Source organism: Chryseobacterium proteolyticum (assembly GCF_046591535.1).
Taxonomy (GTDB): domain Bacteria; phylum Bacteroidota; class Bacteroidia; order Flavobacteriales; family Weeksellaceae; genus Chryseobacterium; species Chryseobacterium proteolyticum.
In genome coordinates this window covers 440,297-459,557 of record NZ_JBJLWK010000001.1, presented here as the reverse complement: position 1 = coordinate 459,557, position 19,261 = coordinate 440,297, and the positions used below count along the sequence as shown (strand labels likewise).

The 19,261-nt window shown below is 35.9% G+C and carries 18 protein-coding genes and 1 pseudogene; 3 read left to right on the top strand and 16 right to left on the bottom strand.

Annotation, left to right across the window (positions count from 1 at the left end; genetic code table 11):
• Window positions 1–18: 18 nt before the first annotated feature.
• Together ACJ5H0_RS01990 and ACJ5H0_RS01985 are read left to right on the top strand one after the other, a co-directional pair.
• Window positions 19–252: a hypothetical protein gene (locus ACJ5H0_RS01990; RefSeq protein WP_172283036.1), complete on the top strand. Its 234-nt coding sequence runs from the start codon at window positions 19–21 to the stop codon at window positions 250–252.
• Between the two features lie 387 nt (window positions 253–639).
• Window positions 640–849: a hypothetical protein gene (locus tag ACJ5H0_RS01985; RefSeq protein WP_411246928.1), complete on the top strand. Its 210-nt coding sequence runs from the start codon at window positions 640–642 to the stop codon at window positions 847–849.
• Window positions 850–1,280: 431 nt separating this feature from the next.
• Here ACJ5H0_RS01985 and ACJ5H0_RS01980 read toward each other — a convergent pair whose 3' ends face one another.
• The 11 genes and pseudogenes from ACJ5H0_RS01980 to ACJ5H0_RS01930 all read right to left on the bottom strand — a co-directional run bounded on the left by ACJ5H0_RS01980 (window position 1,281) and on the right by ACJ5H0_RS01930 (window position 12,759).
• Window positions 1,281–1,760 (bottom strand): MarR family winged helix-turn-helix transcriptional regulator, encoded by a 480-nt coding sequence (locus ACJ5H0_RS01980; protein WP_411246927.1) that lies wholly within the window; start codon window positions 1,758–1,760, stop codon window positions 1,281–1,283.
• Window positions 1,760–2,254 (bottom strand): GNAT family N-acetyltransferase, encoded by a 495-nt coding sequence (locus ACJ5H0_RS01975; protein ID WP_411246926.1) that lies wholly within the window; start codon window positions 2,252–2,254, stop codon window positions 1,760–1,762. The genes ACJ5H0_RS01980 and ACJ5H0_RS01975 overlap by 1 nt, the downstream gene beginning before the upstream one ends.
• A gap of 143 nt (window positions 2,255–2,397) precedes the next feature.
• A complete protein-coding gene (locus ACJ5H0_RS01970) occupies window positions 2,398–3,813 on the bottom strand; it encodes a TolC family protein (protein ID WP_411246925.1) in 1,416 nt (471 codons plus the stop codon).
• A gap of 92 nt (window positions 3,814–3,905) precedes the next feature.
• Complete coding sequence (locus tag ACJ5H0_RS01965; RefSeq protein ID WP_172283046.1) at window positions 3,906–7,052, bottom strand: efflux RND transporter permease subunit; 3,147 nt, start codon at window positions 7,050–7,052, stop codon at window positions 3,906–3,908.
• Complete coding sequence (locus tag ACJ5H0_RS01960) at window positions 7,052–8,236, bottom strand: efflux RND transporter periplasmic adaptor subunit (protein WP_172283048.1); 1,185 nt, start codon at window positions 8,234–8,236, stop codon at window positions 7,052–7,054. Before ACJ5H0_RS01960 ends, ACJ5H0_RS01965 begins: the two co-directional genes overlap by 1 nt.
• A 6-nt stretch (window positions 8,237–8,242) precedes the next feature.
• A complete protein-coding gene (locus ACJ5H0_RS01955; protein WP_172283050.1) occupies window positions 8,243–8,698 on the bottom strand; it encodes a transcriptional regulator in 456 nt (151 codons plus the stop codon).
• A 116-nt stretch (window positions 8,699–8,814) separates the two neighbouring features.
• Window positions 8,815–9,327, bottom strand: a complete 513-nt coding sequence (locus ACJ5H0_RS01950) for a GNAT family N-acetyltransferase (RefSeq protein ID WP_411246924.1) — start codon at window positions 9,325–9,327, stop codon at window positions 8,815–8,817.
• Between the two features lie 155 nt (window positions 9,328–9,482).
• Window positions 9,483–9,713, bottom strand: a complete 231-nt coding sequence (locus ACJ5H0_RS01945; RefSeq protein WP_172283056.1) for a DUF2007 domain-containing protein — start codon at window positions 9,711–9,713, stop codon at window positions 9,483–9,485.
• Between the two features lie 63 nt (window positions 9,714–9,776).
• Complete coding sequence (lat, locus tag ACJ5H0_RS01940; protein WP_411246923.1) at window positions 9,777–11,102, bottom strand: L-lysine 6-transaminase; 1,326 nt, start codon at window positions 11,100–11,102, stop codon at window positions 9,777–9,779.
• A 105-nt stretch (window positions 11,103–11,207) separates the two neighbouring features.
• Window positions 11,208–12,458, bottom strand: a pseudogene (locus ACJ5H0_RS01935) (aldehyde dehydrogenase family protein).
• A gap of 7 nt (window positions 12,459–12,465) precedes the next feature.
• Window positions 12,466–12,759, bottom strand: a complete 294-nt coding sequence (locus ACJ5H0_RS01930) for an aldehyde dehydrogenase family protein (protein WP_411246922.1) — start codon at window positions 12,757–12,759, stop codon at window positions 12,466–12,468.
• Window positions 12,760–12,892: 133 nt separating this feature from the next.
• Between ACJ5H0_RS01930 and ACJ5H0_RS01925 the strand changes: the two genes are divergently transcribed.
• Window positions 12,893–13,090: a hypothetical protein gene (locus tag ACJ5H0_RS01925; protein WP_172283065.1), complete on the top strand. Its 198-nt coding sequence runs from the start codon at window positions 12,893–12,895 to the stop codon at window positions 13,088–13,090.
• A gap of 108 nt (window positions 13,091–13,198) precedes the next feature.
• Here the strand turns inward: ACJ5H0_RS01925 and ACJ5H0_RS01920 are convergent, their stop codons facing one another.
• From ACJ5H0_RS01920 to ACJ5H0_RS01900, 5 genes are all read right to left on the bottom strand, one after another.
• Window positions 13,199–14,173 carry a hypothetical protein gene (locus ACJ5H0_RS01920; RefSeq protein ID WP_411246921.1) on the bottom strand — a complete coding sequence of 325 codons (975 nt, stop codon included), beginning with the start codon at window positions 14,171–14,173 and terminating at the stop codon, window positions 13,199–13,201.
• Complete coding sequence (locus tag ACJ5H0_RS01915) at window positions 14,145–14,369, bottom strand: hypothetical protein (RefSeq protein ID WP_411246920.1); 225 nt, start codon at window positions 14,367–14,369, stop codon at window positions 14,145–14,147. Before ACJ5H0_RS01915 ends, ACJ5H0_RS01920 begins: the two co-directional genes overlap by 29 nt.
• 252 nt (window positions 14,370–14,621) lie before the next feature.
• On the bottom strand, window positions 14,622–14,816 hold the full coding sequence (locus tag ACJ5H0_RS01910) for a type II toxin-antitoxin system antitoxin (RefSeq protein WP_172283093.1): 195 nt from the start codon (window positions 14,814–14,816) through the stop codon (window positions 14,622–14,624).
• 69 nt (window positions 14,817–14,885) lie between these two features.
• Entirely contained in the window at window positions 14,886–15,752 is an 867-nt protein-coding gene (locus ACJ5H0_RS01905; RefSeq protein WP_172283094.1) for an SPFH domain-containing protein, read from the bottom strand.
• Window positions 15,753–15,934: 182 nt separating this feature from the next.
• Window positions 15,935–19,201 carry a cytochrome c biogenesis protein CcsA gene (locus ACJ5H0_RS01900; protein ID WP_411246919.1) on the bottom strand — a complete coding sequence of 1,089 codons (3,267 nt, stop codon included), beginning with the start codon at window positions 19,199–19,201 and terminating at the stop codon, window positions 15,935–15,937.
• Between the last annotated feature and the right edge of the window lie 60 nt (window positions 19,202–19,261).

The window sequence follows — 19,261 nt, the reverse complement described above, 5'->3', positions numbered from 1 at the left end:
ACATATTTGAAAATAGCAATGGAACCTAGTTTAAATCAAGAAACATTAAGCAATGATGAAGTGACTGTAATACTTGCTCTTTTGGATAAAGATTTACAAGAAATGATGCTTTATTGTGTTGAACATCAATGGAAATTTGAAATGATTAATTCACATAACCTACAGCTTCGTATTCCCAAGGATTCTATTCATCTGCTTTTTTATTTAGGGCATAAAGTTTTATCAGGAGATAAGCCATCAATTTACAATTGATAGTTTAGATTTTTTATCTTTTTATTGATCTCGGTTATTAGATCCTACAAAACAAATATTCAATTATTTGTTTTACAAAAAAAAACACAAAAAGTGCACAAATTAAATAAAAAATTATATATTTGCGCTCAACAGAAACGAGGATTACTAACGATTTTAACTAAAAAGGAGAAAATGAAGATTCCCATATTCTCCACTCTTGTAAAACTATCAAAACTATGAAGAAACTTTTTTTTTCTTTTATTAGCAACTTTTGCACTAATAGGATGTAGCTCAGATGATGATACGATCTATGATTACATCGGAACCTGGTCAGGAACTTATGATGGAAGCGATAAAGGGGTTTGGAATATTGTAGTCGCAAGTGATGGAACCGTAAATGGAACAATGCATTCTGATGTTAATAATGAAAATTACAAGATTGCCGGTCATTTAAATGATTCAGGGGAGTTAAACGCTTCAGTTGGTCTTCCGTCTGATGGTTCTTTCAACGGAAACCTGGGTACTGATAAAAAAGGAAACGGAAGCTGGACAAATGCTGTTCCTACCCCTACAAGATCCGGATCATGGACTGGGGAAAAAGATAAAAGTCAATAAGGTTTATTACTACATATAAAAAGGTGGCCAGTGGTCACCTTTTTTTGTTTCTTATTTAAAACGTAAAAATCTCCGGTAGCATACCGGAGATTTATCTTAATAATATATAAAAAAATGATGTGGTGTGTTGCTTTTATATAATCAATTTTAAGGAAAACCTTAATATTTATCGTATGTAAAGCATGATTTGCGTGTGCGCTTTTGTTATCTGCAAATACTGTACCCTATGAAGTGATTTTTTCAATAAAATTTCAGGTTTAATGTCAACTTATAGAATATCAATAGATTAAATTTACATCATCTATCATATAAAAAAAAAGCCCGCAAAGCCCATTAACATTAAAAAAACAGAATTCAAAAAAAATCCTGCGTAGTGCAGGATTCATTTTATTCATATGTATAAGCTGTAAAATTGAGTACTATCAGAAATTTTACTTAGAATTTTTCAATTGCAAAGCACGTTGTAAAAAGGACTGATTTGCCAGTTTTTCTTCTGCTTCATCAATGGCTTTTAATAAGTGATTGTTGTTGTCGGCAATTTCTCCCAAAACAGTTGAAATAAGTTCCCATACGGGCTTCATTTTTTCGATGAGTTCAAGGCCTTTAGGTGCTAATCCGATCAAACGTTTTCTTTCATCCTGCTTATCCTTTTTTGAAATAATCATCTTCTCCTTTTCAAGTTCCTTAAGTAAGCTTATTGTAGAGGGATGGGTATACCCTATTTCATTGGCCAGCTCCACAACACTCAGGGGCTGTTTGTGATAAAGTGTAAAGATAACAGGAAACCACTTAGGCTCAAAATCAATATCAAATGCCTTATAAACCAAAGCTCCATCTTTACGGAGCTGTTCACTTAGCCTTTGCAATCTTGTGGATATCGCAAGAATTCCGGATTCGTTAATAACATTCATTAGATCTCATTTAAATTAAGAATATAAAAGACGTTATCAGCACTCATCAGAGGAAATGAAGGAGGGAGATCTTCTTTGGCAATTTTCTGAAACCGGTTACGTTCATAAAAACGCATGGCCGCATTCAGCACAGAAACTGTCCCCAGCATAATTTCTTCAATTTTATTTTCCCTGCAATACGAAATCAGGATATCTAATAATTTTTGTGCGATCTGATGCTCTTTTCCCCTGAATTCTTTTTTAACAAACATCTTTCTGATGGCTGCAGCCTTTTCGTCAAATTTAACTAAAGCAATGGTACCTACCAACTCTTTATCCAGAAAAGCGCCCCAAAAGTTTCCGCCCCCTTCTTTATAAAAGCTTTCAATCTTCAAAAGATCCGGCTGGTCTTCGATCGTGATAGGAATATTAAATTCTTTTTGCTGAATATTCAGAATCAAATCTATGACTTGTTCGGAATAAGTATTACCGATAGGTTGGATTTCTAATGTCATAATTTTTATTTAATGTACAAAACTACGTAGTTAGCTACATAAAAACAAATATATTTAATCAATCAACAATAATTTATGTTATCAATAAAAAGACGCATACAATATCTGCATGCGTCTGATCTATTTAAAAAGTGTCGGAGGAATTACTTCCAACCCCCACCTAGTGCCTGGTATAAGTCAACTGCAGCTTTCATTTTGTTGTATTCTGCATTTGAAATATTCAATTCTGCATTCAATGAATTTACACTCGCATTCAACACTTCAAGGTAATTGGCCATACCATAGTTAACCAATTCCTGGGAAAAATCTACTGATTTTTTATACGCGTCCAGTTCCTTTCTTTTAAGTTCAATAAAAGAATCCTGTACTCCAAATACCCGTATTGCATCAGATACTTCTTTTCCTGCAGTAAGAACTGTTTTTCTAAAATTCAGATAAGCCGTTTCCTGATTGGCCAGGCTCACGTCATAATTCGTTTTGATCTGTCTTCTGTTGAGAATAGGTTGCGCCAAGCCTGTTACTACATTGGCAAATAACGAATTCACACTGAATAAATGATCAATATCTACAGACTGTACTCCACCGGTTCCGGTAAGTTTTAGTGTAGGGTAAAACTGTGCTTTCGCAGAGTTGGTTAATTCAAAAGCGTTCATCAGATTGTATTCCGCACGCATTACATCCGGACGGTTGGCCAGTAATTGAGCCGGATATCCAAGTTTGATATCCTTCGGAAGGTTTTGGCCCTCTAGTGTTGATCTTTCAATAGCATGAGAAGGTTCTCCCATCAGCAGACTCATTGTATTCTCCAAAGACTGGATTTGAGTATCAATATCAATAAGTAGAGATTTCGCATTAAAAACCAACGCTTCACTTTGTTGAACCGCCACTTCAGTTACCGTTCCTGACTCTTTCAGAGCTTTTGTTGTTTCAAGGTTTTTTTCCCGGACATCAATGGTTTCCTGAATAATTCTTTTCTGCGAATCGAAAGTCAGCAGCTGATAATAAGCAGAAGCTACTGAGGCTACCAAACTGCTTTTTACAGCCTTGTGTGCGGCAACTGTTCCTAAATAAGTAGCAAGCTGAGCTTTTTCCTGAGCTTTTAATTTACCCCAGATATCCGCTTCCCAACCTATAGTCGCTGTAATATCAAACTGATTTACATAACGTCTTTCTCCAATGATCTGACCAAACTGGGTATTGATGGATTGGGTTTGAAACGTGTAATTGGGCCCGATTGAAACCGTTGGCTGATATGCTGCTTTACTTTGTTTAAGATAAGCTTCGGCAGAGGCAATACTCTGTAGTGCAATTCTGATATCTAAATTGTTTTCTAAAGCTTTTGAAATATGCCCCTGTAATATGGGATCCGTAAAAATTTCTTTCCATGAGATATCAGCAATACTTGCACTGTCCTTAGGAAGCATATCAGTACGGAAAAGCTTTTCGTCAACGACATTTTTCGGTCTTTCATACTCTTTTCTCGCCATACATGATGAAATGGCTCCCAGTATGAAAACTGAAAAAGTTATTCCTTTTATGATGTTTATTAAACTTTTCATTGTTAAAAATTGGAAGTTAGAAACCAGAGGTTAGAAGTAAGATCGGAAATTCAACAATTCTTTTACTACTTCTACCTCTCTGGTTTTTATTTTTATTCAGCTAAATTGATGTCTTCTCTTTTAATCGGTTTGATTTTTTCCTGCAATGTTTCAAAGATCACATACAATACAGGAATTACGATAAGCCCTAATACTGTTCCTATCAATAATCCAATGGCAGCACCTGTTGCAATAGATCTGTTTCCTACCGCCCCGATTCCACTTGCCAGCACCAATGGTAATAGACCAAATATAAAGGCAAATGAGGTCATCAGAATCGGTCTTAATCTTGCCTTTGCAGCATTGATTGCAGACATGACAATGGTTTCACCATGATGTCTTCTCTGAACGGCAAATTCAACAATCAAAATGGCATTTTTAGCCAATAATCCGACCAACATGATCAAGGCAATCTGGAAATAGATATTGTTTTCCAAGCCCATGATTTTTTGTCCAAAATAAGCTCCCATTACCCCTAATGGAAGTGAGATCACAACAATCAGCGGAAGAATATAACTTTCATATTGCGCAGAAAGGATAAAGTAAACAAAAATTAAACTTAGCCCAAAGATTAATACGGTTTGAGATCCGGAGTTTAATTCTTCTCTTGTCAATCCGGTAAACTCAACATCGTAATTCTGATTCAGGGTTTCTTTCGCTACCTGCTGTACCGCAGTAATAGCATCCCCGGAACTGTACCCCTGGGAATTACCCCCTGTAATTTTTACTGATGTAAAAAGGTTATAACGACTTACAGACTGTGGACCATATGTTTTGTCTAATGTCACAAATTGCGAAATAGGAGACATTATACCCGAACCTGTTTTTACATAGAGATCGTTAAGATTATCGATGTTCTTTCTGTTTTCAGGAAGAGCCTGAACCATTACTCGGAATTGTTTTCCGTATTTCGTAAAGTCAGCTGTATAAATCCCTCCAATATATCCCTGCATTGTACTTAGGATGCTATTTACAGAAACTCCTAATTGTTTTGCCAAAGGAACATTAATTTCCATTTGATATTGCGGGTACTTTGTATTGAACGAGGTCTGTGCAAACTCTATCTCGGGTCTTTCCATAAGCTTACCGATGAATTCATTAGTTTTATCATCAAGCGCTGTATATTCACCACCGGATTTATCCAGCAATACCATCTCAAATCCTGCACTGTTACCAAAACCGGGTACACTTGGTGGCTGAAAGAATACGACTTTGGCATCCGGTACTTTCCCTGAAATTCCAAATAGTTTTTTCGTAATATCTTCAGAGGTTAAATTATCTTTTTTCCTTTCATCAAAAGGTTTTAATTTAATAAAGGCAAGACCATTATTACTTCCGTTTCCGGATAAGAAACCTCTACCGGTAGAAATGGTAACGTTTTGAACTCCCGGAATTTTCATTGCGTTAGCCTGTAGTGTTTTCAATGCATTATAGGTTCTTTCCATAGATGATCCCGGAGGAAGCTGCACATCAGTAAAGATAATTCCACGGTCTTCAGTAGGAACGAATCCTTTTTTCATCGTTGAACTTGCCCAGAATAAAATTCCTCCTGTAATGGCAAAGATGATCAGGGTAACCCATTTATGCCTTAATAAGAAAACAAATCCTCTTCCGTAACGTTCAGTGGTTGTTCTAAATGCTATATTGAATTTATAGAAGAACTTCTGAAGGATATTCATATTCTTGTATTCCTGGTGATGCTCAGAATGAGGTTTAAGGAATAGTGAACATAAAACCGGACTTAACGTTAATGCATTGATTGCCGAAATGATGATCGCTACGATAAGTGTAATACCAAACTGCTGATAGAATACCCCTGTCGGACCGGTAATAAAAGTTACCGGAATAAATACGGATGCCATTACCAATGTAATTGAAATAATTGCTCCTGTAATCTCATCCATCGCTTCTACGGTAGCCTTTTTAGCATCGGAAATACCATGCTCCATCTTAGCATGAACGGCCTCGACGACGACAATGGCATCATCCACTACAATACCAATAGCAAGTACTAACGCGAATAAGGTTAAAAGGTTGAGTGAATATCCAAACAAATTCAGGAAGAAGAATGCTCCCACAATAGATACCGGAACTGCAATAGCCGGGATCAAAGTAGATCTGAAATCCTGTAAGAAAATATACACTACAATGAATACCAGAATAAATGCTTCAATTAAGGTATGAACAACCTTATCAATAGAGGCATCAAGGAACTCATTGGTATCAAAGTTGAAAGTATATTTAATCCCTTTAGGAAAACTTCCCTCTGATGCTTTTAAGTATGCTTTAATATTCTTAATAATGTCCTGAGCATTGGAACCTGGTGTCTGAAAGAATCCCATACTGATGGAAGGATTATTTCCATTCTCCCCAATTCCGGTATAAGATTGCCCAGCCAATTCAACTTTGGCAACATCTTTAAGCATCAGATTCTGGCCATCGGCAAGAGACTTGATAATGATGTTATCATATTGAGATTTCTCGTTGAATTTCCCTACATATTTAATGATGTATTCAAAAGAACTACCACTGTTTTGTCCGATGGATCCAGCTGCTGCTTCTCTACTCTGCTCATTAATGGCCGCTGTAACATCATCCGGTGTTACTCCATAGGCTGCCATTTTCGCAGGATCCAGCCATATTCTCATCGAGTAGTTTTTCCCACCGAAAACCTGAGCATCTCCAACTCCATTAATCCTTTTGATATTAGGAATAATATTAATATTCAGGAAATTTTGAAGATAAACGTCATCGAGGTCCTTATTTTCGGAATAGAAAGACATATACATCAAGGCACTGGTTTGCTGCTTCTGAGTTACAACCCCTGAACGGGTTACTTCACTTGGAAGTAATGGTGTTGCTCTTGTAACACGGTTCTGTACGTTTACCGCTGCAATATCCGGATCAATCCCCTGCTTAAAGAAAACCTGGATATTGGCAGATCCATCGTTTCCTGCAGAAGAGGTGATATAATCCATTCCTTCTACCCCGTTAATCTGTTCCTCCAAAGGAACTACCACACTTTTCATCACCGTCTCCGCGTTAGCTCCCGTATAATTTGCTGTAACACTCACTGTAGGAGGTGCAATGTCCGGGTATTGGGTAACAGGCAATGAAATAAGGCCTAAAACACCGAGTATAACAATTAATATTGAAATAACAGTGGATAAAACCGGTCTGTTAATAAAGTTTTTTATCATTAGAATTTCGGTTTTATAGATTGAACGAGGCTATCCATTTTTATAGGTTTTGGCTTTACAGGAGTTCCGGATTTCAAACCACCGATACCTGCTGCCACTATAGTTTCTCCTTTATTTATTCCTGATTTTATTAACGCCATGTTGTCAATTCTGTCAATTACATTTACTACTACATTTTTAGCAGTATCCTTTTCAACTTTATACACATAAACAATTCCCTGTTGTTCGTATGTGGCACTTTCCGGAACAACCAAAACGCTATCATACGCTTTAGGTAATCTTATTGTTCCACTGTTCCCGTTGCTAAGTAACTTTTGGGCATTTGAAAATGCTACTCTGAACTGAATGGTTCCTGTAGTGGGATCAATTTGTCCTGTAATAGCTTCGATCTTCCCTTTTTCAGGATAAATACTTCCATTAGCCAACTGTAAATCAACCATAGGAAGATTTTTGATTTTCTCAGGCATTGTGGCTCCTACAGATTTCTCCAAAAAGTTGAAATATTCTTTTTCGTTCATCGAAAAATAGGCGAAGACCTCGGAAGTATCTGAAATTGTCGTTAAAGGAGTCTGATCAGTAGGTCCTACCAAGCTACCCACTTTTAAAGGAAGTTTTCCAACAACTCCCGAAATAGGTGCGCGAATAATAGAATATTCGATATTAGCTTCTACCCCTTTGTAATTGGCTGTCGCCTGACGTTTTGAAGCAACCGCCTGCTGAAGCTGTGCCTGAGCCTGAGCCAGGTTAGCCTGTGCTGTTTGAAGCTGTACGTTACTGATGATATTCTTAGCAACCAGAGGTTTAAGTTTATTCACTTCCACCTGAGCTGCATTTACCGAAGCCTGTGCAGCAGCCACCGTTGATTCGGCAGCACCGATACCTGCCTTTGCAGCAGCTGCATTTTCAGTAAGTATATTCGTTTCAAGACGGAATAAAGGTTGTCCTTTGGTTACATATTGCCCTTCATCTACTAATAGTTGGGTAATATATCCCTGAATCTTAGCCCTTACATCATTATTTACTCTACCTTGTATGCTCGCAGGGAATGTCTGGTATCCTACGATATTCTTTTGTTCCACCGAAATTACCGGGTAAGGTTTTGCACCATCCTGTTTTGGAGCTTCTTTTTTGCAGGCTGTCAGTGAGATAGCTGCAACAGAAAGTATGAATAGTTTATTTGTCATTTTAAATTATAGTTTATTAATAGATTCCTGAATATTTGAAATGTTTTTATTCAATAGCGCCTTATAAATACTAAGTTTTTCATTGTAATGTTCATCGTGTACCTTTCTAAAGTTATTTAAATCGTCTAGTAGTTTTAGTTCATCCTGTAATTTCTGGAGAATTTTTTCAAACCTTATCTTCATATGCTCATCATTGATAAAGAAATACCGCTTCCTCTCATCGATCTTATTATGGTCGATAATAAGCTGAGAGTTGAGTAATAATGAAATACTGGTGGAAACGGAACTTTTACTGGCTGAGAGCACTTCTACAAATTCGTCAAAAGTAATTCCTACTTTTTCAAAATCGAAGATGAGATAAGCATATATTTTTGAAGCTAATGGAGGAATATTCAGGTTGGTACCATAGAATTTTACGGCATCCTGAAAAATTTTTTCATCAACTTCTATACTTTTATGCATAATATACAAATTTGAGCAAAAGTATAAATTAGTTCAGAACTAAACGAACAAACGCAATAGAGTTTATAAATATATAGCGTTTTAAAAATTCAATGGAAAAGGATTTAACCTTTCGCTCAAATTATAATCTTCTCGAATGCTTTTCGGACTCCTCCGGCAAGAACTACTTCACCGCAATAGGAATAACCTTGCTTTTCAAGAATCTTCAGCATGGCAATATTATCATAATTAGTGTCTACTTTTACACTCAATACCCCCTGGATTTTTGTGTAATTTTCTATATGATCAAATAGTTTTTTTACAAGTCCCTGTCCGGCAAACTCTTCGGAAACAGCTACACGGTGAACAACAACAAACTCACCGTCACTAAGCCATGCCCCATCAATGGTGCTATAAGCAGGCTCGTCATTAAATATCAGGGCAACATAAACGGCAATAATATCATCTACTGTAAGAACAAAACCAAAACCTTTCGAAATATCACTTTCTATAGTATCTTCATTCGGATAACCATTTTGCCACTGAGTACTCCCGTCCAATCTTCTCCTTTCGATTGATTGCTGGATAATGTCCCAGATGATATTTTTCTCTTTAATTTCGGCCTTTCTGAACTTAATTTGCTGCGTCATAGATTCTTAATTGTTGTCAGGATTTAAAAGAAAGAAAATTAAGATTATTTTCAACCTTATATATTTCTTTAGCATTAAATTTAAATAAAAAAACCGAAAATTAATTGAATTAATTTTCGGTTCGAAGTAGTAAAATTTAAAATTATGAAATTGTTTTATTGGTTTGCACTTTGTTGTATATAAGTGTCAATAATTTCAAATGCTTTTTTCTCATCTTCCAGATCCACCATGAGCTTTAGCGATGTTGCCGTTGGCGTTGTTGTAAAAGTGAGATAATTATTTTCAACTGTGTTTGTGATTTGAGCGTCATCTAATTTAGACTTGATCAATTGAATTTCTGAAGGATTATCACTTTCAAAAACTGATACTCTCGTACTTCTTTCCATATTTTATCCTTTTTTGAATATCTAAATATAGTAAGATTTTTCCTAAATCACAAATCCACCGTTTTAAATTTTGTTAATATTATTTTCAATTTTATCGAGAGCCAATTGAATTTCTTCTCTCGAAACATTCAAATGTGGCCTGAAACGAACGGATTGATCACCGCATGGTAAAATTATTAATCCATCTTTGAAAAGTTCATTTACTAATAGATTTCTTTGTCCTCCGGAAGGTAAATCTACTGCACACATCAATCCTCTTCCTCTTGCATTGGAAATCTTTTCAGGATATTTCTGAGCCAGATTTTGCAACCCTTCCAATAGATATTCTCCGACATCCTTAGCATTCTCAACAAGGTTTTCTTTTTCAATCACTTCCATAACCAATTGAAAACGGAGCATGTCTATAAAGTTTCCTCCGAATGTAGAATTGATTCTTGAACTCTCTCTGAAAACATTGTTCGGAACTTCATCAAATTTTTCTTTATTTGCTAAAACACCACAAACCTGTGCTTTTTTACCAAAAGAAATAATGTCCGGCTTAGCCGTAAAATGTTGGAAAGCCCACATTTTTCCGGTAATTCCAATACCTGTCTGAACTTCATCAAAAATCAGCAGGATCTCATTCTGATCACACAGCTTTCTTAGTTCAACGAAAAATTCATCCCTGAAGTGATTATCTCCTCCTTCTGCCTGGATCGGCTCAATGATAATGCATGCCACTTTATCAGGATTGGAAAGAATTGCCTCTTCGATGTGTAATAACGCCATTCTTTCATTTTTAATGGTCTCTTCAAGATTTTCCTCTGTAATAGGAAAGCTTAATTTTGGATTAAGGATCCTTGGCCATTCAAACATCGGGAAATATTGATATTTTCTTGGATCGGAAGTATTGGTTAAGCTTAAAGTATAACCGCTTCTTCCATGAAATGCCTGTCTGAAGTGAATACAAATTCCGGCTTCTATCTGAAGTCCTTTAGCAAAATTTTTGCGGGTTTTCCAGTCGAAACATGCCTTCATTGCATTTTCAACACCTAGGGTTCCCCCTTCAATAAAAAACGCATATTGCAATTCTTCCGGAATAACCACTCTTTCAAAAACTTCTAAAAAATGAGCATACTCTTCAGAATAAACATCTGCCAGGGTAGGCTTATTAACCGCCATTTTACCTAGCCAATCTGATTTACTTACAAGATAAGGGTGATTGTATCCTATAGATCCTGAACCGAACATAGAAAACATATCCAAAAATTCTCTGTCAGTAAGTTTGTCATATAACCATGATCCATGAGATTTTTCGATATCCATAACGAAATCAAAACCATCTGCAAGTACATGTTTCCCTACTGTTTCTTTAACTTTATTTGCTTTTATATCAATTGTTTGTTCCATAATATTTTGATGTGATTTAAAAATTGAATGATTAAAAGGTTTAAGCATTCATGGATATTAATTTTTAAATTCTTAAATCTAAAATGATTTAAATGTTGTTTTTTATTAAATGTCAAATTTAATCCCTTGTGCCAAAGGAAGGTTTGTAGTATAATTGATGGTATTCGTTTGTCTTCTCATATAGTATTTCCAAACGTCAGAACCGGATTCTCTACCTCCTCCTGTTTCTTTTTCACCACCGAAGGCTCCGCCGATTTCAGCACCTGAAGTTCCGATATTTACATTGGCAATTCCACAATCTGAACCTGCATGGGAAAGGAATAACTCAGCCTCTCTTAAGTTTTGGGTCATAATTGCAGAAGACAATCCCTGAGGAACATCATTTTGAATAGCGATGGCTTCGTCAAGAGTTTTGTATTTGATCAAATAAAGATTGGTGCAAAAGTTTCATGCTGCACAATCTCGTATGAGTTTTTTTACTTCTGCGATACATGGTTTTACATAGCATCCTGACTCATATTCTTTACCGCTTAGAACACCGCCTTCAACGATGAATTTACCGCCTTCTTTTTTACATTTTTTTATTGATTCTTCGTATTGGGTAACAGCACCGGTATCGATCAATGGTCCCACATGATTGGATTCATCTAACGGGTTTCCTATTTTCAGCTGTCCGTATGCTTTTACCAATCTGTTTTTCACTTCATCGTAAACGCTTTCATGAATGATCAGTCTTCTTGTAGATGTGCATCTTTGTCCTGCAGTTCCTACAGCTCCAAATACAGCACCAATGATAGACATATCAAGATCAGCATCTTTAGAGATAATGATGGCGTTATTTCCACCTAGCTCAAGGATTGATTTTCCAAATCTCTCTGCTACTTTAGAAGAAACCATTCTTCCTACTCTTGTAGAACCTGTAAACGAAATTAAAGAAACACGCTTATCTTCAACTAATTTTTGCCCGATCTCATGATCTGAAATCAATACACTTGAAATCCCTTCAAAAAGATTATTTTCTTTAAGAACTTCTGCTAAAATATTTTGACATGCAATTGCACAGAAAGGTGTTTTTTCGGAAGGCTTCCAGATCGTAACATTCCCACAAATCCATGATAATGCTGTATTCCAAGCCCAAACAGCTACCGGAAAGTTAAAAGCTGTAATGATTCCCACAATCCCTAGCGGGTGGTATTGTTCGTACATTCTGTGACCTGGTCTTTCAGAATGCATCGTATATCCATGAAGCTGTCTTGATAGACCAACTGCAAAATCACAGATATCAATCATCTCCTGAACTTCACCAAGACCTTCCTGCAGGGATTTTCCCATTTCATACGAAACAAGTTTTCCCAAATCATCTTTATATTCTCTTAGTTTTAGACCTAATTGTCTTACGATTTCCCCCCCTTTTAGGTGCCGGGATTAACCTGAATTCCTGAAAAGCCTTTTGAGCAGACTGAATTACCTTTTCATAATCACCTTCATTCGATGTTTTTACTTTAGCAATTAATTTTCCATCAACAGGAGAATAACTTTCAATTACTTTCCCCGATGCAAAGTATTTCCCCCCTACAGAAGTTCCTTTGTTGTCATCTTTAATACCTAGATTTTTTAGGGATTTCTCGATACCGAAATCCTTGACTTTTTTAGACATAAAATATTCCTTTTCGTTTTCTCTAAAGATAAAAATATTATGCGAACCGCAAAAAATTAATTTTCCTAACGTTTTTATTTGGACTAATTATAAACATACCTATCTTTGTCATATCAATAGTTTAATTTCGGAAATGGAAAATAATAAACCACTAGACGAGCAGCCTGTAAAAGAGAATACTTCAAAATGGAAACAATGGGTTAAGCGTTTTGGGATCGGAGGGATTATATTCTTTACCGTAAAAGGGATTATTACGTCTACCCTGATCTATTTTCTCGGAAAAAATTTCTGGACTATCATCAGCAATTATTTTACCGCTCTATTCGATTAATAGTGTGTATTATTAAAATAAAAAAAGCAGAGAAAATTTCTCTGCTTTCTTTTTTTTGGAAGTTTAACTAAAAGCTAATGATAAGTTGGCAACTGGTACAGTTACTATCTATTCTATTGAGCTATCAAACCTATTGGTTACATTATATGCTTTATCTTTTACTATAATATCATAACCTCCTCTATCCAGAATAAGATATCCTGAGTCTTTATCACTCTGTAATTCTATCATATCCGCAGGTACACCATTATTGTCAAACTCTCCTTTTCTATAGGCAAAAATTAAAGAAGGATAACTTTTAATCTTTGATTTTGGTACTTCATAAAGTTTCCGGTTTTCATTAAGCATCCAACGAGGTCTATCTTTGATATATGTTGTAACGGGATGAACCACTTTTATATCCGTAAAAGGTTCAATTTGACTTCCTTTGAATGCCTTGTTATTTTCGTCCAGCAAAACGACAGGATCCTTCCCCTTTATAATTTTTAATAGAGGACTATTACGTTCGGTAACACTTTTTTCAGAAAACTCTGTTTGGTCAATTGTAAATGGGTTGATTTTTGTTAAGTCGGAAAGTCTTCCTGCCATGGTTTTTTCCCAATATGGATCTTTTCCTTCATATGCGTGCCCATAACCGCAGTAAATAATATATTTTCCATTTTTATTTTCCTGCATAAATTTATAGATGTTATCCGCTTGTTTTATCTCTCTGTCTTTTCCGTTTTCTCCTTGTACTGCTTCATATTTAAAGAGAGTAAAACCCAGATCTAAAGCTGTTTTAATAAAACTACCAAATTGTGGTTCAGAGGTGTAAAAACCACTTTTTGTTGTAGGAAACTTTCTAACATTTATTGAATCATCTCCAATAGCTTCTAAGCCCAAATAACGATAACCGTTTTCATAAAGTCCTTTTAAGAGGGATGTTGCAAATGTTCTATGACTTGCGTAATGATGTGCTTCATTAAGAATTACTATTTGCTCTTTTTTTGTTTGGTCTAAAATATAGTTTTTAGCATTTTCAACTTTAAGCTTTACTAATTTCAAACTGTCATCTTTAGATATTTTTTTTTCTTTTACGTCCAAGTTTATCCCAGGTTTGTAAACCCTTAATGTAATAGTTCGAAACGGAATATTTCATTGCTCCCACCTGATATCTGTAATCGTCTCCATTTTTATCATTCTGGATGTCATTTTCAATATCATTTGAAAATTTATATTGCTCTTGGGCGAAGGATTTTGTTGAAAATAGTATTACGAATAAGAAAAATGTCTTTTTCACCATATTGCTTTATGTATTATACTGAAAAATATTATTTGGAGTAGTTCATTACTTTATCACTCTAAAATAGTACTTTTATCTATAATTTAAGATTTATATTTTCATTATTAATATACTTATCCCTAATCCTGATTTTATTTTCCTTAGAAAGATTGTTTTACAGTGCAGGAAATCAAAAGCTATCAAAATTCCAGCTTTCAATTCCTTCACAATTATTAAACTTAGCAATTTTGCCTTTTAGCTATTCCATCGCTATTCCTTTTTCTTCCTTCCCGACTCAATAAGGCTCTGATGAAGCAAATACTCAATTTGTCCGTTTACACTCCTAAACTCATCATTCGCCCACTTCTCAAGAAGTTTATACGTTGATTCTTCTATCCTTATCACAAAGGATTTTTTGCCTTTTTGAGTGCTTTCAGAAGAATTTTGAGATTTTTGAGATTTCATTTTTTACTTTTAAATTTCATGATAAGATCGCCTATGGTTTCAGGTCGATTCTTTAACCAAAAAGAAGTTTTAATTGTATAAAGTTCCTGCATTAAGAACCGGAGTTGCTGCCTTTTCACCACAAAGAACGACCATCAGATTACTCACCATTGCAGCTTTTCTCTCATCATCCAACTCTACGATGTTCTCTGCCGAAAGTTTTTTCAATGCCAGATCAACCATTCCTACCGCGCCCTCTACAATTTTTGTTCTTGCTGCAACGATAGCTGTAGCCTGCTGTCTCTGAAGCATGGCACCTGCAATTTCGGATGCATAAGCCAAGTGTGATATTCTGGCCTCCTGGATTATAATTCCGGCTTTAGAAAGACGATCAGTAAGCTCCTGCTCCAGAATAGAATTGATTTTATCACCACCCTCTCTTAAAGTAATTGGTGCATGATCATCTTCTAAATTATCATAAGGAAAGCTCATAGCAAGGTGACGTACCGCTGCCTCACTCTGCATTTTTACAAAATCAGAATAACGTTCTACATCAAAAGCTGCTTTATAGGTATCCCCTACTTTCCATACGATGACAACAGCAATTTCGATTGGGTTACCCATTTTATCATTCACTTTTAATGTTTGTCCCTGCAAGTTCTCAGAACGAAGCGACATCTTCTGGGATGAGTATAATGGATTGATAAAGAACAGTCCGTTATCTTTCACTGTTCCTACATATTTTCCAAAGAAATTCAAGACTCTTGAGTGATTAGGCTGAATGATCATCAGACCTTTTAAGAAAAAACATGAAGTCAGAAAACAAAGCATGGCTAAAACAACATAAGTAATACTCTGATCTACTCCGCTGATAAAGAAGTAAACTGCAGCTATAAATAAACCTAAACAAATTACAAGGGTTAAGTAGCCGGACATAGGTTTTAAGATTTTTTCCATATAGATATTAATTTTAAAATGATATTATTTTGATATCATAAAGTTATAAATAAGTTTTGAATTAAAAATGACAATCTTAAATTTTTTTACTTAGTAATAATGTACTATTTCTATTTTCTTACAGATAAAGAAAAATCCCGGAAACTATCGTTCCGGGATTTAGTATGTGTATGTATTTACGCTTATTTTTTGTTCAGCATTTTAAACTTAAAGTAAGAAGCTCCAGACAATAATATCATTACTGAAAGTCCGATATATACCCAAGCCGGTACTGGTACCGGATCTCCTGCTGCATACGAGTGAAGTCCCGTTAAATAATAATTAACTCCAAAATAGGTCATAACCATTGAGCAGAAAGCAAACATTGTTGCTACATGAAACGCCCACTTGCTTCTTAATCCGGGTACCAATCTCATATGTAACACAAAAGCGTATACCATGATAGAGATAAATGCCCATGTCTCTTTTGGATCCCAGCTCCAATATCTACCCCATGACTCATTCGCCCAGATTCCTCCTAAAAAGTTCCCTACCGTTAAAGCAAACAAACCTATAGTAAGAGACATCTCAGAAACAATAACCAGCTCTTTTAAAGTAGTATCATGATGAATTTTGTATGTTTCTTTACTCGAAATAATATAGAATACCAGTGAGATGACAGCAATAATCATCGACAGGGCAAAGAATCCATAACTCGATGTAATGATTGCTACGTGCACAATCAGCCAGTACGATTTTAATACAGGTACTAATGGTGTGATCTGTGGATCAAGAGCAGATCCTCCGTGAGCAAATCCCATCATAATAACCGCTACCATAAATCCGGCTGCAGGAATCAAAGCATTGGAATTTCTATACAATAACAATCCGGCTGAAATACCTACCCATGAAATGAAAATGATCGCTTCATATCCATTACTCCATGGTGCATGTCCGGAAATATACCATCTTGCCACTAATCCAAGGAAATGGAATATATATCCTACCAGGCCTAAGACAATAATTACCTTGATAGTCTTGTTCAATATCTTATTAGGCTTGAATAATTCAACAAAACCTAAAATCAGTAATAGCCCTCCTATCAGTGTATAGAAAATCAGGAGTTTAAAGTTGATATTCACTTTATTCATGAATACCTCCAGATCAACTTTAGATTTAGCCGGAACTACACTTTTACCCCATTTTTGCTGGTATTCTGAAAGTCTTGCCAATTGAGTATCTGCTTTCCTCCAGTCTCCTGTTTTCTGAGCAGCTAATGCTTCAGCAAAATAAGGTCCCATTACCTGTTGAGATTCCATATCCGGTTCGAATTTCTGGTCCAGCCATGAATGCCATGTGTGGTTCGGATCATTTTTCACAGGCACAATTCTCATAAATTGCCCGCTGAAAAATTCATTGAAGATCTGAACCCTTTCATTTACAGAAATAACTTCTTTGTCATAATTGGTTTGCTCAGCCGGTTTTTTACGGAAAGCAATGTTATAGTCATGCTCAAGGATATAGGTAAGGTTACCGTTAGCATCCGCAGGAAACAAATTCATCAGGGAAGTATAACCATCTTCATCAGCCTTGGTTTTGTTCTTCAACTCATCTCCTCCTTTAGAACCTACTTTAATGATAGGAACCATTGTCCAGCTAGGAGTGTCGGTGTTAATGGATAAAAACCACTGATTTGCAGTAAGGTATTTTCCATCCGTTCCTTTAAATTCGTCTTTTTTATAAAGCTTTCTTAAAACATCAAGAGCTTCAGTATTGATCGGAACAATTCTTCCTTCAAAATTCTGTACCAAAAGATATCCGAATTTATCTGCATGTTCCTTGCTTATTTTGTTTCTAGCGATGATTTCATCTGCAGAAATTAATCTCATTTTAGAAAATGGAGCTGCCAGAGAATTTTGTCGCGGAGCAGTTTCCGTCTGTCCCATTTGGGAAGCCTGTGTATGAGCGTGATCATCACCTTCTACATGGATGTGCTCTCTGCTTCCGTCAGTAGTTCCATGGGTTTCAATTTTCTGAGCATTTAATCCTAAACTTAGCAATAATACAATCACCATGGTGGCTCTTTTCTTATTCACATCAGTCAGTATTTTATTTAATTTCCAGAAATGTGATCCTTTCCAGAAGAAAATTAAAAACATGCCTAAAAACAAAAACGTATATCCGATATAAGAAATCAAAGTTCCCCAGAAATCATGATTTACTGATAATACAGTTCCCATTCTGTCCGGATCAAAACTTGCCTGGAAGAAACGGTATCCTCCGTGGTTCAGAACGTGGTTCATATAGATTTTATAAGGTGTCTGCTTACCTCCGTCAATGATCTTCACATGACTTTCATAAGCACTAGGCGAAGAACTTCCCGGATATGTTTCCATCACAAAGTCGTCCAGCTTTAATGCAAAAGGAGTATTGTATACTTTAGGACCAAAACCTGCCATGATATTCAACCCGTCCATTGTGATCTGTTTGAATGCATTCGGGTTACCTTTTTCTACAGATAGCTCAACCAACTGTTTTGTCTTAGGACCCTGGATTTCTATTTTCAGCATATCAGGAACTGCCTGATCTTTCTTTCTGTCTCCTTCAATCGCGATCAGTTTTCCTTTTCTTAAACCTTCAGGAACAACCAATTTCAGATCATTGATGCTATATAAACTTCTCAACGCCAAAGGTTGGAATTCATCCTTCTTTGTATTTCCGGTCGCCTGAGTTGCCATCGTCATATACGTTGCATCAACAGGTGTTTTAACAAATAATTTTCCTCCTTCATTTTTAAATTCCACAGCTCCTTCAATCGCTCTGTTAAAAGTAACAAGCGTTCCATTAATGGATTTTGTTTCACCTGGCTTGATGTAGATATTCTGTCTTCCGGTCTGCCCCGTTGAAACCAAGTGAAGGTATTCAGTACCACTCGGGTCGGCCACAAGACTGTCTTTTTTTCTTTGAATATATTCTTTGGCAAAAATCTTTACTTCTTTTCCGTGAAAGTCATAGGTTGCGCTGAAATCTTTGTGCAAAGGAGACATCAGATAAGGAATATCCTGGTAGTTAAGCACATCTCCCTTCTCTTCAATCTGAATCTTAAAGAAGTTTTTATCCGTAACTATTTCATTAGAGGTTTCTCCTTCCCTGATATGCATAGTTCCTTCAAAACTCACATACCTTGTAATAGCTCCCCCGATAAAAATGAAGACAAATGCAAGGTGAAAAACCAAAACCGGCCACTTCTCTCTTTTCCAAAGTCTATATCTACCGATATTTCCAATGAAATTTAAGATCAGCAATACCATGATCAGCTCAAACCATTTTGCTTCATAAATTAATGCTTTCGCCGTAGGTGTTCCATAATCGTTTTCGAGAAACGTTGCATATGCCATGGCAAATGCAAAGACCAACAGCAAAACCGCCATTGTTCTGGTTGAAATAAGAATATCTTGGATCTTCTTCATGATTTATTTTACTTGACATGCAAAAATAAGCATGATTAAGTAAAAGGTCGATAAAAAAAA

Excerpts from the sequence above, each read along its gene's own strand:
- ACJ5H0_RS01990 (WP_172283036.1), top strand. The coding sequence starts at position 19 with ATGGAACCTAGTTTAAATCAAGAAACATTAAGCAATGATGAAGTGACT.
- ACJ5H0_RS01985 (WP_411246928.1), top strand. The coding sequence starts at position 640 with ATGCATTCTGATGTTAATAATGAAAATTACAAGATTGCCGGTCATTTA.
- ACJ5H0_RS01980 (WP_411246927.1), bottom strand. The coding sequence starts at position 1,760 with ATGAATGTTATTAACGAATCCGGAATTCTTGCGATATCCACAAGATTG.
- ACJ5H0_RS01975 (WP_411246926.1), bottom strand. The coding sequence starts at position 2,254 with ATGACATTAGAAATCCAACCTATCGGTAATACTTATTCCGAACAAGTC.
- ACJ5H0_RS01970 (WP_411246925.1), bottom strand. The coding sequence starts at position 3,813 with ATGAAAAGTTTAATAAACATCATAAAAGGAATAACTTTTTCAGTTTTC.
- ACJ5H0_RS01965 (WP_172283046.1), bottom strand. The coding sequence starts at position 7,052 with ATGATAAAAAACTTTATTAACAGACCGGTTTTATCCACTGTTATTTCA.
- ACJ5H0_RS01960 (WP_172283048.1), bottom strand. The coding sequence starts at position 8,236 with ATGACAAATAAACTATTCATACTTTCTGTTGCAGCTATCTCACTGACA.
- ACJ5H0_RS01955 (WP_172283050.1), bottom strand. The coding sequence starts at position 8,698 with ATGCATAAAAGTATAGAAGTTGATGAAAAAATTTTTCAGGATGCCGTA.
- ACJ5H0_RS01950 (WP_411246924.1), bottom strand. The coding sequence starts at position 9,327 with ATGACGCAGCAAATTAAGTTCAGAAAGGCCGAAATTAAAGAGAAAAAT.
- ACJ5H0_RS01945 (WP_172283056.1), bottom strand. The coding sequence starts at position 9,713 with ATGGAAAGAAGTACGAGAGTATCAGTTTTTGAAAGTGATAATCCTTCA.
- lat (WP_411246923.1), bottom strand. The coding sequence starts at position 11,102 with ATGGAACAAACAATTGATATAAAAGCAAATAAAGTTAAAGAAACAGTA.
- ACJ5H0_RS01930 (WP_411246922.1), bottom strand. The coding sequence starts at position 12,759 with ATGTCTAAAAAAGTCAAGGATTTCGGTATCGAGAAATCCCTAAAAAAT.
- ACJ5H0_RS01925 (WP_172283065.1), top strand. The coding sequence starts at position 12,893 with ATGGAAAATAATAAACCACTAGACGAGCAGCCTGTAAAAGAGAATACT.
- ACJ5H0_RS01910 (WP_172283093.1), bottom strand. The coding sequence starts at position 14,816 with ATGAAATCTCAAAAATCTCAAAATTCTTCTGAAAGCACTCAAAAAGGC.
- ACJ5H0_RS01905 (WP_172283094.1), bottom strand. The coding sequence starts at position 15,752 with ATGGAAAAAATCTTAAAACCTATGTCCGGCTACTTAACCCTTGTAATT.
- ACJ5H0_RS01900 (WP_411246919.1), bottom strand. The coding sequence starts at position 19,201 with ATGAAGAAGATCCAAGATATTCTTATTTCAACCAGAACAATGGCGGTT.